Annotated in this window: 14 protein-coding genes; 10 read left to right on the top strand and 4 right to left on the bottom strand. The window is 34.8% G+C overall.

The window, feature by feature from the left end:
• The first annotated feature begins 25 nt into the window (after positions 1 to 25).
• The 6 genes from lpxK (at position 26) to rplS (ending at position 3,320) form a co-directional block, all read left to right on the top strand.
• Positions 26 to 1,057: a tetraacyldisaccharide 4'-kinase gene (gene lpxK, locus ABID46_RS10160; RefSeq protein WP_354509710.1), complete on the top strand. Its 1,032-nt coding sequence runs from the start codon at positions 26 to 28 to the stop codon at positions 1,055 to 1,057.
• Positions 1,041 to 1,856, top strand: coding sequence for a purine-nucleoside phosphorylase (locus ABID46_RS10155; protein WP_354509708.1), 816 nt, complete (start codon positions 1,041 to 1,043; stop codon positions 1,854 to 1,856). Before lpxK ends, ABID46_RS10155 begins: the two co-directional genes overlap by 17 nt.
• Before the next feature lie 18 nt (positions 1,857 to 1,874).
• Positions 1,875 to 2,174 (top strand): DUF6787 family protein, encoded by a 300-nt coding sequence (locus ABID46_RS10150; RefSeq protein WP_354509706.1) that lies wholly within the window; start codon positions 1,875 to 1,877, stop codon positions 2,172 to 2,174.
• Between the two features lie 3 nt (positions 2,175 to 2,177).
• Positions 2,178 to 2,597, top strand: coding sequence for a hypothetical protein (locus ABID46_RS10145; RefSeq protein WP_354509704.1), 420 nt, complete (start codon positions 2,178 to 2,180; stop codon positions 2,595 to 2,597).
• Positions 2,598 to 2,627: 30 nt separating this feature from the next.
• Entirely contained in the window at positions 2,628 to 2,864 is a 237-nt protein-coding gene (locus ABID46_RS10140; protein WP_354509702.1) for a putative signal transducing protein, read from the top strand.
• A gap of 87 nt (positions 2,865 to 2,951) precedes the next feature.
• Positions 2,952 to 3,320 (top strand): 50S ribosomal protein L19, encoded by a 369-nt coding sequence (rplS, locus tag ABID46_RS10135; protein ID WP_354509700.1) that lies wholly within the window; start codon positions 2,952 to 2,954, stop codon positions 3,318 to 3,320.
• A gap of 83 nt (positions 3,321 to 3,403) precedes the next feature.
• Here the strand turns inward: rplS and ABID46_RS10130 are convergent, their stop codons facing one another.
• A complete protein-coding gene (locus ABID46_RS10130; protein WP_354509698.1) occupies positions 3,404 to 4,777 on the bottom strand; it encodes an HTTM domain-containing protein in 1,374 nt (457 codons plus the stop codon).
• Between the two features lie 156 nt (positions 4,778 to 4,933).
• Here ABID46_RS10130 and ABID46_RS10125 point away from each other — a divergent pair, with 156 nt between their 5' ends.
• The 3 genes from ABID46_RS10125 (at position 4,934) to ABID46_RS10115 (ending at position 7,571) form a co-directional block, all read left to right on the top strand.
• Entirely contained in the window at positions 4,934 to 5,842 is a 909-nt protein-coding gene (locus tag ABID46_RS10125) for an MBL fold metallo-hydrolase (RefSeq protein WP_354509696.1), read from the top strand.
• Positions 5,843 to 5,855: 13 nt separating this feature from the next.
• The gene (locus tag ABID46_RS10120; RefSeq protein ID WP_354509694.1) at positions 5,856 to 6,755 is read left to right on the top strand and encodes a CAP family protein; all 900 of its coding nucleotides are present in this window, start codon (positions 5,856 to 5,858) and stop codon (positions 6,753 to 6,755) included.
• 78 nt (positions 6,756 to 6,833) lie between these two features.
• Positions 6,834 to 7,571: a hypothetical protein gene (locus tag ABID46_RS10115; RefSeq protein WP_354509692.1), complete on the top strand. Its 738-nt coding sequence runs from the start codon at positions 6,834 to 6,836 to the stop codon at positions 7,569 to 7,571.
• Here ABID46_RS10115 and ABID46_RS10110 read toward each other — a convergent pair.
• The gene (locus tag ABID46_RS10110) at positions 7,568 to 8,455 is read right to left on the bottom strand and encodes a DMT family transporter (protein ID WP_354509690.1); all 888 of its coding nucleotides are present in this window, start codon (positions 8,453 to 8,455) and stop codon (positions 7,568 to 7,570) included. The genes ABID46_RS10115 and ABID46_RS10110 overlap by 4 nt on opposite strands.
• Before the next feature lie 90 nt (positions 8,456 to 8,545).
• Here ABID46_RS10110 and ABID46_RS10105 point away from each other — a divergent pair, with 90 nt between their 5' ends.
• Complete coding sequence (locus ABID46_RS10105) at positions 8,546 to 9,388, top strand: TerC family protein (RefSeq protein WP_354509688.1); 843 nt, start codon at positions 8,546 to 8,548, stop codon at positions 9,386 to 9,388.
• Positions 9,389 to 9,427: 39 nt separating this feature from the next.
• Here the strand turns inward: ABID46_RS10105 and ABID46_RS10100 are convergent, their stop codons facing one another.
• Both ABID46_RS10100 and ABID46_RS10095 read right to left on the bottom strand, forming a co-directional pair.
• Positions 9,428 to 10,168 (bottom strand): LytR/AlgR family response regulator transcription factor, encoded by a 741-nt coding sequence (locus ABID46_RS10100; protein WP_354509686.1) that lies wholly within the window; start codon positions 10,166 to 10,168, stop codon positions 9,428 to 9,430.
• Positions 10,161 to 13,067: a sensor histidine kinase gene (locus ABID46_RS10095; RefSeq protein ID WP_354509684.1), complete on the bottom strand. Its 2,907-nt coding sequence runs from the start codon at positions 13,065 to 13,067 to the stop codon at positions 10,161 to 10,163. Before ABID46_RS10095 ends, ABID46_RS10100 begins: the two co-directional genes overlap by 8 nt.
• Positions 13,068 to 13,305 lie beyond the last annotated feature (238 nt).

The following is a 13,305-nucleotide window of genomic DNA, read 5'->3' as shown; positions in this document are numbered from 1 at the left end:
TAAATTTGCCGATTCGTATTAAATTATGAATTGGAGAAAACTTTTACTGCCTTTATCAGGATTGTTTTGGATTGGTGTTTCCTTGCGAAATTTAGCTTATAAACTAGGTATTTTTCGTTCGAGAAAATTTCCGATTCCAGTGATTTGTGTTGGGAATCTGTCGGTTGGAGGAACGGGTAAATCGCCTCATGTTATTATGGTTGCCGAATTGTTGAAAGATGAATTTCAAACCGCCATGTTGAGTAGAGGATATGGTCGTAAAACTTCGGGTTTGGTGATTGCCAATTATAGTTCCAAAGTCTATGACATTGGCGATGAGCCTTTGCAATTTTTCAATCGTTTCCGAAATAAGATTGTGGTCGCGGTTTCGGAAAATCGAATTATTGGGATTCAAAAACTAATGGGATTTTTCAAATCTCAAGTGGTGATTATGGACGATGGATTTCAACATCGACAAGTAAAACCAGGTTATTCGATTTTGTTAACCGATTTCAATCATCCCTACACCCAAGATTATTTATTACCAGCTGGGAATTTGCGTGAGCCTCGTTCGGGTGCCAATCGTGCAAATGTGATCATTGTGACGAAATGTCCAGATGCTTTTACGATTAAACAACGTGATGCAATTTTGGCCAAAATCAATGCGAAACCTCACCAAAAGGTATATTTTTCCAAAATTGTTTATTCGAATTCCTTGATTGGAAAAAGATTTACATTGACTTCAGATGAATGGCGCGATTATCAAGTGCTTTTGGTGACAGGAATTGCCAATTCTGAACCTTTTGTGGAATTTGTCAAAAATCGATTCAACAAAGTGCAACATATGAATTTTCCTGACCATCATAATTTCTCAATGGCCGATATTCAGGAGATTGATCAAGAATATGATAAAATCCAAAACTTGCATAAAATCATTTTAACAACAGAAAAAGATTATATGCGTTTAAAAGATGAGTCGGCATTAATTGAAAATTTGTTTTATTTGCCAATTGAAGTTGAATTAAATGATTTGGATGATTTCAAACAAAACCTATTAAATTATGTTAGAAAAAATTAACGAAGCAGTTTCCTATATACAAGGATTTTTAACCGAACAACCCGAATATGCAATTGTTTTGGGTTCAGGATTGGGGAAATTGCAAAACGAAGTTCAAGATAAAGTCGAAATCGATTATCAAAATATTCCACACTTCCCTCATTCGACCGTTGTCGGTCATTCAGGAAAATTAATTTTCGGAAAAATTGAGGGAAAACCGGTCTTGATGATGGCGGGACGTTTTCATTACTACGAAGGATATCCAATGGATGTTGTCACATTTCCAATCAGAGTTTTTAAAGGATTGGGAATTGAAAAAGTGATTTTGTCCAATGCAAGTGGAGGAGTAAACAAAAACTACGAAGTAGGCGATGCGGTTGTGATTCGTGATCATATCAATATGATGCCGGAACACCCATTGCGTGGAAAAAATATTGATGAATTAGGACCTCGTTTTGTGGATATGTCTGAACCTTATGACAACAAAATGCGTGAGTTTGTTGTGGAATATGGTGCTAAAAACGGAATCGAAGTAAAGCAAGGTGTCTATATGGGCTTGCAAGGTCCAACATTTGAAACACCAGCTGAATATGGGATGGTTCGAATTTTAGGAGCTGATTGTGTCGGAATGAGTACCGTTCCAGAAGTAATCGTAGCGAAACACATGAACATGCGTGTTTTTTGTATTTCGGTGATTACAGATTTAGGTGGTCCTGAAATCGCTTTCCCAGTTTCGCACGAAGAAGTCTTGGATGCTGCCAATAAAGCAATGCCGAAAATTATTACCTTAGTGAAAGGTTTGGTTTCTAGTGGAGTTTAATTGTGAAATAGTCAAAATTTGTTTGAAAAATTAAAAAAACGTTGGCAAATTGAATCCAATCTTCAGTTAGTTCTGATTTTGATTGTATTTTCGATTACAGGTTCTGCATCGGCATGGTTGTCAAAACCCTTTGTGGAAATGCTCGGAATGAGCGATGCCAATATGCCAAAATGGTTGTTTACGATTTTGCGTTTGATCCTCATTTTTCCAATTTACAAGGTGATATTGATTGTAATTGGGACTCTTTTTGGACAATTCAAGTTTTTCTGGGCGTTTGAAAAGAAAATGTTTAGTAGATTTATTCCATCAAAAAAATAAATCATGAAAGTCGTTTTCATTCTTCTTTTTACATTTTTTCAATTGGGAATTCTTTCGGCTCAAAATACAGCGGAAACTTCCGAGAAAATGGATTTCACGTATTTGGACATCAAAGAAGAATTTGATTTATTGGTCGATGTTTCCATCGTGAATCCTGAATGCGCCACCAAAAAGATCAATTATTATAGTTTGATTATCGGGACGACGGTTATCAATCGAAAATTGGAACGAATTTCTGTTTTGGTTCCATGCTTGTCCAATCAGTTTGTGCAATCGGATTTGATTACGATTAAACCCATCAAAACGCCAAAGTCTGATATAGCATATTTGACTGTAACCCAACAAGAAAATGGTCAATCTTTGGAAAGGATTTATGGGATTGAGTTTCGTGCCGTTTGGGGAAATGTTGTGAAAGTTTTATAAGATTTTGATTTTTTTCGTACCTTCAAAAGGATGAAAAAAGAAATGATAAACCGAAAATTTCTAACGCTTGCAACCTTCAATAATCCTTGGACAGCAGAAATTGTGAAAGCTAAATTAAGCGAGGAAGGGATTGTGGCCTATTTAATCGATAATCATGTGAACTATTCGTTTGGACCAACGATCTTGGAAGGATATCGATTGCAAGTCGATCAGAATGACTTCATAAAGGCCTTAAATATTTACAAAAATACTTTGGAGGATTCCTAAAAACTTTATACTTTTGCAACCTCATTGACAAAACCTCTGACGAGTTCCGTGAATGTTTTTCAATTGTAATTCAAAAAATATACTAAAATGGATAGTTTAGTTAAGTACGTACAAGACAAATTTGTCACTAAAAAAGAATTTCCTGCATTTGCAGCGGGTGATACTATCACCGTTTATTATGAAATTTCGGAGGGTAGCAAAACGAGAACTCAGTTCTTCAAAGGTGTTGTAATCCAACGTAGAGGTTCAGGAACTACTGAAACTTTCACAATTCGTAAAATGAGTGGTGAGGTTGGTGTAGAAAGAATCTTCCCAGTTAACTTACCTGCAATTCAAAAAATTGAATTGAACAAGAAAGGTAAAGTAAGACGTTCAAGAATCTACTACTTCAGAGATTTAAGAGGTAAAAAAGCTCGTATCAAAGAAGCTCGTATGAAAGACATAAAAGAAGCTTAAGACTTCATTTATATAAAAATAAAACTCCCGATTCGTTTGATTCGGGAGTTTTTTTATGTCTTAGATTTTTTATGTTGAATGAATTAAGGACGAACCTTTTCCAATTTATTGTAATCAGTTGGTTCAGGTAAAATCCATCGTTGATGTCCAAAATATCGCCAATTTTCAGCAGCAATATCAATTTTGTCATCAATAAACGGATGATAAGGACCACCATTGATGGAAACACGAGAGCTGACATAGATTTCGACATCTTTTCCTTCTTTTGCTTTTTGTTTTTTCACATATTGCGCAAATTGCCAAATCATATCAGGTCTTGCTTTTACGCGAGAAGATTGTAAGTCTGTTAAATAATCTTTCAATTGTATTCGTTCCCTTTTGTCGGATCCTTTTTCCACTAAATAAAATTGAGTAGATGCCGATTTTGTACGAAGCATCATTCGCCAGGAAAGACGATGCCCTTCTTCTGTCCATAAAACGTCTCCAGGTATTTGCCAATGACGCAAGGGTAAATAAATCTGCCAAAGGATATAGGCACAAAAGAATAATGTAAAACTAATTTGATGAGGATGTCTTGCTTGAAATTCTCCTGAACCTGCCAAAAATGTGGATTTCCGAGGGAAAAAGATTTGACGAATGGTTTCTGGTGGAAAACAAAATACCGCCAAAGCCAAAGCAAAATAAGGGAAAATACCAATGTGTAAGGTCACCGAATTGAAAATATGAAAGACCAAAGCGCCTAAAAAGGCAATCAGTCGAGTCGGTTTCCAAAGCAATAAAGGCACGATTAATAAATCAAAACCAAATCCTAACCAAGAAATTATTTGGGCAAATTCACGGGTTTGAATGTATTCAGTCAAGGGTTCCCATGCAATATATTGATCAGCCCAATAGGCTACATCTCGATACCTTGTCATCAAGAAATCTCCATTCATCCAACCCGGATATAATTTTGCAATAGCAGCATAAGTATAGACAATTAGAAGCTGCAAAATGAACAACAATTGATTCCAAAAATACGTTGTTTTGGATCGAATCTTTGGCCAAAACCAAACATCCACTGCTTTGTATCGGTTTGCAGGAATAAAAACCATAAACCAAGCCACCAACATCACCAAGTAATAATGGTTGTTGTAGTGTTCCTTTTGCATGAAATATACCAAGGACCATCCCAAAGCAAATAGAATGGTTGACACTCGATAGAATGCTCCTAACATGATCATTATGCCTAGAACACCAAGGAATCCATAGAAATAATACATGAAATCACCCAGCATGAACCATGTCCATTCAAATCCGATAAAAGAAAAGGTAAAATCAGGATCTACAAAGGTTTCTTTGACCCATCCTGTCCCGATGGAACCCCAACACTCAACCGCCATCAATAATCCGAAGAAAATTCGAAAGACGATGATTTGTGAATTGTCGATTTTACTGAATAGTAGATTGCTTACCATAGAATTTCTAAGTCTTCAAAACTATAAAATTTAATTCGACAAAAAAATACAAGAGTTTCAAGAGTTTAGAAATTTTAAGGATCATTTGAGTCGAAATTGAATTTCAAAAATTTCAAAAGCCAAATTTCTTTCCTAACTTGTTGAAAATTTTAGAACATGTTACCAGTCGGTGAAATACATACCATTGATTTAGATTTTTTGGAAGAATCTTCCTCTATTGCAAGTTTTATTATCCAATCCAATGATGGTTTGATTTTAATTGAATCGGGTCCTGAAACAACCTTTGAACATTTGAAAGAAGCCTTGGCTTTCAAAGGTTTTGACTGGACCGAAATCAAACATGTATTCTTGACGCATATTCATTTTGATCATGCAGGAGCAGCTTGGAAATTTGCTGAAAATGGCGCGAAAATCTATGTTCATCCGATTGGTTTGCCCCATTTGGTCAATCCAGAAAAATTGTGGAATTCGGCCAAAATGATCTACCAAGATGAAATGGATCGATTGTGGGGAAATATGGAACCCATTTCAGAAGAATTGATGATTCCTGCCGATGATGGCGATGTGTTCACGATTGGCGATGTGAAAATTCAGGTACATTATACGCCAGGTCACGCGGTTCATCATAATGCCTATCAAATTGGAGATGTTGTATTCACAGGTGATGTTGCAGGAGTGAAAATTGGGGATGGACCTGTGGTTCCACCTTGTCCACCGCCCGATATCCATGTAGAATTGTGGTTGGATTCGATTCAGAAATTAAAAAATTGTCAACCCAAAACCCTTTATTTGACGCATTTTGGGCCGATACATCAAGTCAATGAACATTTAGATGAATTGGAAAATATTTTAAAAGATTGGGCAAATTGGATGAAGCCTCAATACGATTCTGGAAAAACTCCAGATGAAATCACTCCAGAATTTATGCAATACACCAAAGCCCAACTGATCAATGCGGGAGTTTCGGAACAAAATTTAATCAAATATGAATACGCCAATCCAAGTTGGATGTCTGTGACTGGACTTCTTCGCTATTGGAAATTAAAAGAACAAGGAAGAATCTAATTCAAAACATTCTATGAAAAGAACTATTACACAAATTCTAAGCTTATTTATCCTTTTTTCTCTTATTCATCTTCAAGCCCAAAGCGTTACCAATCTCAAAAGTATGGTAGGAGAGAAGAATATGAAAGTAAAATACACCAATATGGAGGTGAATTTCTGTTCGGAATGTGTGTTTTTTGGGAAAATCAGTTATACGTTACATGAAGAACCAAAAGAGTCTTTTATCTGTTTGGATGGAATTCGTGAGGATATTTACGAATTTTTTGATGATGAAATTATTTCCATCAAAGGAAGATTCAATGGGTTGATTTGTGAAGATGGATTGATGCATTATATTTTTGATGCCCAATTTGTTCAACCTGAACAAACTTTGACAAGGAATTTGTTGCGTGAAAAATTACCAGAATTAAATCCTTTGTTTCCTTTTTCGGAAGAGGAATATACCAATTTTGGGTTTCCTATCACTATGGAAGAAGCAAAGGAAGCTTTGGCATTTCATAATCAAATCCGTTCCGATGTAGGAGTGGAGCCCTTGAGTTGGTCCAACGAACTTTCCTTACATGCGCAAGATTGGGCAGATCATTTGGCGAATTCTAACCAATGTGAAATGATACATCGTCCGAAAACAGGCGAATGGCAAACGTCTTTTGGTGAAAATATTTACAAAGGTTTTGATGAAGAAGGGACAAATTATGCTTTGAGAGCTTCTGAACTGTGGTATTCCGAAATCGAAACGTTTAAAAATGTTGCTTTAACAGAATCCAATTGGTACGAAACAGGACATTATACGCAAATGGTTTGGAGAAAGACCAAACAAGTAGGTATGGGAATGGCAACTTGTGAAGATGGGTCCAAAATTGTGGTGGCAAATTATAATCCAGCAGGAAATTTTATGGGACAGAAAGCCTATTAATTCATAGGTTTTGTAACATTTTCTCAAATCTCCTACAAATAAGTTAAATCAAAATTTAACAGAAAATTGCAGTATCCTATGAAATCATTTCTCCTTGTATTATGCTTTTTTCTAACCAACTTTGAACTTTATTCCCAAGAAAAACCAACAGAAGTTTTGGTGTTGAGTACGTTGCATAAAGGTCATCTTAGCAATCCCAATTATCCCTATGAGACTATTTCTCAAATCATTCAAAATTTCGATCCAGATGTCTTGGGAGTGGAAATTCGAGCTGAAGATTTAAAATTGGATAAAGACTACTTATCAAAATTTTATCCACTTGAAATGTATCAATATCTGTTTCAAACTGATTCTATTTCTTATTATGGATTTGATTGGTTGGGAGAAGAGATTGAAGGTATTCCCATGCCTGAAAATTTTTTTCCAGAAATTAGTTCGATCATCAAATTAAGAAAACAATTGGCAGAAAATCAGGAGGTACAAGCTAAATTGAGCATTTTATCTCATGTTTCCAACGAGAAAAATAATTTAGCTAAGATTAGTAGCCCACAAGAAATGATCGATGGTCGATATGATGTGTTGAATAGAGTTTATTACAAGCAAATGATGGATTTGATGGCTGATACGGAATTAAAAGGAATTCCAGAATTTTATTTGAAACGAGATCAAAAAATTGCCGAAAATATCCTTCGTATTATTCAAGCCAATTCAGGTAAAAAATTTTTGTTTTTAATGGGCGCCGATCACCGATCTTTCACGGTTGATTATTTAGAAGAACAATTGGGTGATCAGATTGAATTGGTTCAAGAGTTCTAAGTATTTAATTTTTGAAGTTTAGTTTGTTGACGTGCTTTGATCAATGAATTCACCACAATTGCACCGACCATAATAGCTGTTGCTACATAAAACAATGGCGTCATTTTTTCTGATTCCCCAAAAATTAAATAAGCGATGATGATTCCATACACAGGTTCCAAATTGACATTGAGCAATAAGGTAAATGGACTGATGTATTTCATTAAACTAACCGATTCAATCATCGGATAAGCGGTGAAAAGACTTCCCAAAGCAATCAATAAACCTAAATCTGTCCATGACAAACTCACCAAAGCATCCAAGCCACCAAAAAAAGGAAGAAAGGCACAAACGATGAACCAGCCTCCAATCATTTCGTAAAACATGATTTTGGGTGCTGGAAATTTCGTGTGAATTTTCCCATTTAAAACAGAAAATAAGGCAGATAGAAAACTGCAGATAATTCCCAAAACGATTCCTAACCAATATTCTGGACTTGCATTGTAAATAAGTAAAATACAGGCTGAAACGACAATGGCAAGTATGATTTCAGAAAGAATGAGTTTTCGTTTGAAAAAAATGGGTTCTAAAAATGCTGAAAACAAAGCCCCTGTTGAAAGGGTACTCAATGCTACCGCTACATTGGAAACTTTGATTGCCCCAAAAAAGGCCATCCAATGTAAGCCAATGATCACTCCAATTCCCAATAACATTGTGAAATCTTTGGTCGATAATTTGAGATTGATTTTTTTTACTTTTAAAATCACAAACAAAACCAAAGCAGCTACCAATACACGATACCAAACCAATGGAATAGCATCAATGGAAATTAATTTTCCCAAAACGCCTGTGAACCCCCAAATTAATACAATGAATTGTAGTCGAAATTGTGCAGCTGATATCAATTGAAAATTTTTGACAAAAATAACTTTATATCGTCATATATTGATTTTTGCTTCGTTAATCTTTTGTATTTTTCCGAAAAATTTTAGCCAATGGATTTTAGTATATTTATGGAACCCAATGCGTGGATGGCCTTGTTAACATTAGCCTTCTTAGAGATTGTATTGGGGATTGATAACATAGTTTTTATTTCAATTCTTTCTGGGAAACTGAAAGGGAAAGATCAAAGAACCGCTCGTAATGTGGGATTGATTCTTGCAATGTTTATGCGAATTGGACTTCTATTCGGTATATCTTGGTTGATGACACTTACAAAACCTATTGGTTGGTTGAGTTTTGATTTGCCTTTTATGAAAGGTGGTTTTACGGGTCAAAGTTTGATAGTCTTTCTCGGAGGACTCTTTTTATTGTACAAGAGTGTCACCGAAATTCACCACAAATTAGAAGATCATGGACAGAATGAGGCGTCCACGACTAAAAAAGTAGCGACAACTTTAACAGCTGTAATCGTACAAATATTAGCCGTTGACTTGGTATTTTCGTTGGATAGTGTTTTAACCGCAGTAGGAATGGTTACGCCAGCCGATTTTGGTTCTCAAGAAGCTGCCATGGCAATTATGGTGACGGCGGTTGTGATTGCGGTTTTGGTGATGTTGATTTTTGCTGCACCTGTAAGTAAATTTGTCAATGACAATCCAACGATTCAAATGTTGGCTTTATCCTTCTTGATTTTGATTGCCGTGATGTTGTTGGCAGAAGCCGCGCATTTATCCAATTTAGAAATGTTTGGATCTCATGTTTCCAACATTCCGAAAGGTTATATCTATTTTGCAATTTTCTTCTCGTTAGGAGTGGAATTCCTCAACATGAAAATGTCCAAAAAGAAACTAATTAAACTGAACAATCCTGAAATGGATGACTCAGAAATAAAGTAAGAACAACCGAAAACTCCGAATTGATTTCGGAGTTTTTTTTTAGATTTTTTTGAAAAGATTGAGGAATTCTTGTTTTTTAATTCGACTCAAAACAATCGATTTTCCATTTTGCATGATGAGTTCTCCACCTTCTCCTCTTATATATTGTTTGATGAATTTTAAATTGACCAAATGCGATTTGTGAGAACGAAAAAACAAGGGATCATCATCCAAAACTTCTTCAAAATTGGCCAAAGACTTGCTGACCAAATGAGATTCACCATTGTTCAAAATCACATGCGTATACGAGCCATCTGCTTCAAAATACATGATGTCTTGAATTTTGATGAAAAACAAACCTTTGCTTGTGGATAAGGCAAGCGTATCGGTCATCTGACTATTTTTGAATTGATTCAAATGCGAGATTTGCTCTTCCGAAGTTAAAATTTGATCTTCAATATATCGATCCAATGCATTTCGTAGTTCTTCAGGATCAATTGGTTTTAAAAGATAATCCAATGCGTTTATTTTTAATGCTTTTATGGCGTATTGATCGTAAGCTGTTGTAAATATGACCTTGAAAGGAATTTGATCAAATTGCTGCAACAATTCAAATCCATTTAAGTTGGACATTTCGATATCCAAAAACAACAAATCGGGTTGAAGTTTGTCAATTAATTCTTTTGCCTCCAAACTAGATTGAACAGAAGTTAAAATCTCGACATCTTCATTTTTTTTAAGGAGATGTTCCAAGGTAATCAAGGCGTGTTTTTCATCGTCTACAAGAATAGCTTTAATCATTGTCTTTCATTTTTAAGGTTAGTATGACCAAGGTTCCGTTTGGTTTATTGTTCTCATATAAATCAAAAATTTCAACTGTATTTTCTGGATTTAAGGATTTAATTCGATCAATTGTGATTGAAATACCGTAGGATTTATGTTGGGTCTCTGTTTTTTTAAGTTTGGCACTTTCGGTTCTTCCAATTCCATTGTCTTGGATTTTTAAGATCAAGGTTTCTTCATCGGGCTGTTCAGCATATATTTCCAACATTCCACCTGACTTCAAGGTTCGTAATCCATGCCAAATGGAATTTTCGGCAAAAGGTTGAATGATCAAAGGTGGAACAAAAATGTTTTCTGATTGGATGGATTGATCAATGGATATAACATAATCAAAACTATGCTCCAAGCGAACAGATTCTAAAGTCAAATAAAGTTTCAACGAATCAATTTCATTTTTAAGCGTTATTTGTTCATGTTTGGAATTGTCCAAAATGTTTCGCATCAATTTTGAAAAGGTTGTCAAATAGGAACTTGCATTTTCGGTTTCGTTTTGAATGATATAACTATTGATAGAATTTAAGGTGTTGAACAAGAAATGAGGATTCATTTGTGACCGCAAGGTTTTCATTTCAGCCTCTTTGATTTTTCGTAAATCTTCTTGTTTTTCATGACGTTTTCTCCACAAATATTGATTGATTCCGAATATCAATCCGAAAATACCTAGAATTAATAAGCCATAAAAAAACTTAGATTTTAAAAACGGTGGTTTGGCTCTAAAGGAAAAGGAAAGACTTTGCGTTTGTTTATTTCCTAAATTATCAATTGCTTCGAATTCTAATGCATATTTTCCTGGAGAAAGATGGTTCAATATTAATTCGGGTTTCGGAATATCGTGCCAATTATCTTCATCTGAAAATTTGTATCGGAAACGAACTTTATCTTCAGCTAAATAAGATAAATCACTGAACTGAATCACCAAATCTCGTTGATCTTTGGTTAGAACCAATTCATTTGAAAGTATTTCAATTGGTTGACCATTGACCAAAATTTGTGTCAATTTTAATTTGTTTTGCAATTCTGAATGAAGTGCAGTTGTCAAATCAAAACTTAGAATTCCACCTTCATACCCAATGTAGATGCGATTATTTTCATCTTGAAGAAACGAATGAACCAAATAATCTGTAGGAAAACCATCCAAAATTGAAAATCGAAATACTTGATCCAAATCTGGTCGATACACATGCAAACCTTCGCCAGTAGCAAAATAGACATTTCCTTTTTGATCAGAAGAAATTCCACGAAGATGGGCATCCAGAATATCGTATTGATGTACATCTACACGTTTTTTGAGTTTCCCATCGGCATCGGTTGAATTCCATCCGCCATAAGCAGTGAAAAGCATTTCTTTCTTGTGACTCAACCCAATTTTCGTAAAATAATCGCCAACAAATAAACCTCCATTGGTATTCAATTTTTTGTCTGCTATGTCATAAAACAATTCCTGATTGGGTTTATAATAGGTAATTCCAAAACTTTTGGGCATCCAACCAGCTAGCCAAATTCGATTGTTTTTATCAATTCGTATGTCTTGCCATTTATTGTCGATCCAAAAACTCGGTTCATTTTGTAGTTTTTGGGATTTTTTTGCTAAACTAGGCCAATAATAGCGATCCATTTCCTTAGTCGAATACACTACCCAAAATTCATTTTGAGAAGTAATGAAACAAGAAATGATTTCATGATTTGGATCTACTTCAATTGGTAATTGCTCAAATTTTGAATTTTTAAATTGATAAATTACTTGATTGGTCGAGAGGAATAAAGAGTTTTTGGATGAATGAATTCCATAAAATTTTCCAGGTATGATTTGAGCAAATTTTCTGATGGCTTCATTCTCAATTGTCCATAGTTCATTGTTTGAAGAAATGCCCCATAATTTCCCATTAGAATCTTTTGCCAATGAAATTATGGGGGAACTTAAGTTTTCATTATGCCAAATTTTTAAAGAAGGATGAATGGGTTTTAATTGAATCAATCCATCGGTTGAGGATAGCCAAATACTTTTTGTCGTGCGATCAAAATTCAAATGGTTGAGTTCACCTTTCTGGGTTTTGTAAATAGGAAATAGTTGGTTGTTTTTCAATTCGTAAACCTGTTCCGAAGTGAAGAAGTAAAATCCAGTGTCAGTTTCAGCCAAACCTCTGATGCTTTTGTTTGAGGGAATAGTATAAATCAGTTGGACATCTTGATTCTGGGGATTGTAATTGAAAATCCTTCCCTCGTTGGTAGCCAAGGCAATTGTACCGTTTTTTAACAAAATAGCAGCTTGAATAGGATAGTTGTTGATAGATGGATGTTGGAATTTTTGAACTTTGGAAGTTGATTCGTCCCAAATCCAAATTCCATTTGGTGCAAAAAGCCATATTTCTCCTTTTCTAACTTCTAGAATGCTTAAATGGATGTGAAGATTTTTATTTTGAGGTAAAATTTTATAGGATTTGATTTGATTCGTTTTGGGATCAAAATATTTCAATTGTTCAAAATCTGTAGACCAAATTCTTTGTTGGGAATCCACAAAAATGTTTTCAAAATGATCATTATTTGGATTGTCATCTGTTTTGATCGTTTCGACTAAAATACTTGGTTGTGCATGAATGGATTTTGTCGATTGAAGAGAATTGGAATCAAAAAAATATAAGTGTTGATTGGTAGTAAACAAAGCCAGTGTAGGGGATTGAAGGGATTCGTTTTTGATAAATCGATAGCCGTCAAACATAGAAATTCCACGTTGTGTCGCAATGAATAATTCTCCTGAGGGAAGATTGACCGTTTTATAAACCAAGGCAGAATTCAACCCTTCTTTAATTCCGTAATGGGTTTGGACATATTGCTGAGCTTTTCCCCAACTTGAAAGCAAGAAGAGTGAAATAAACAGTAAAAAAAATGTATGTAGAAATGTTTTGATGTTGAAAGTTTTATACAAATCTAATATAGGAAATTTAGGAATTTTCCTTGATTTGATAAAATGCGAGTTTTATTACATGAAATGCAAAAAAAAATGAGGCTGTCTCAAAAGTGAGATAGCCTTTTTTATAAATAAAAAAAGGAAAGCCAAAGCTTTCCCAATTGAAGCAATTTTAGTAAATTGCTTTGTG

Source organism: Moheibacter stercoris (assembly GCF_040545805.1).
Taxonomy (GTDB): domain Bacteria; phylum Bacteroidota; class Bacteroidia; order Flavobacteriales; family Weeksellaceae; genus Moheibacter; species Moheibacter stercoris.
This window is presented reverse-complemented; position numbering and strand designations above follow the sequence as displayed.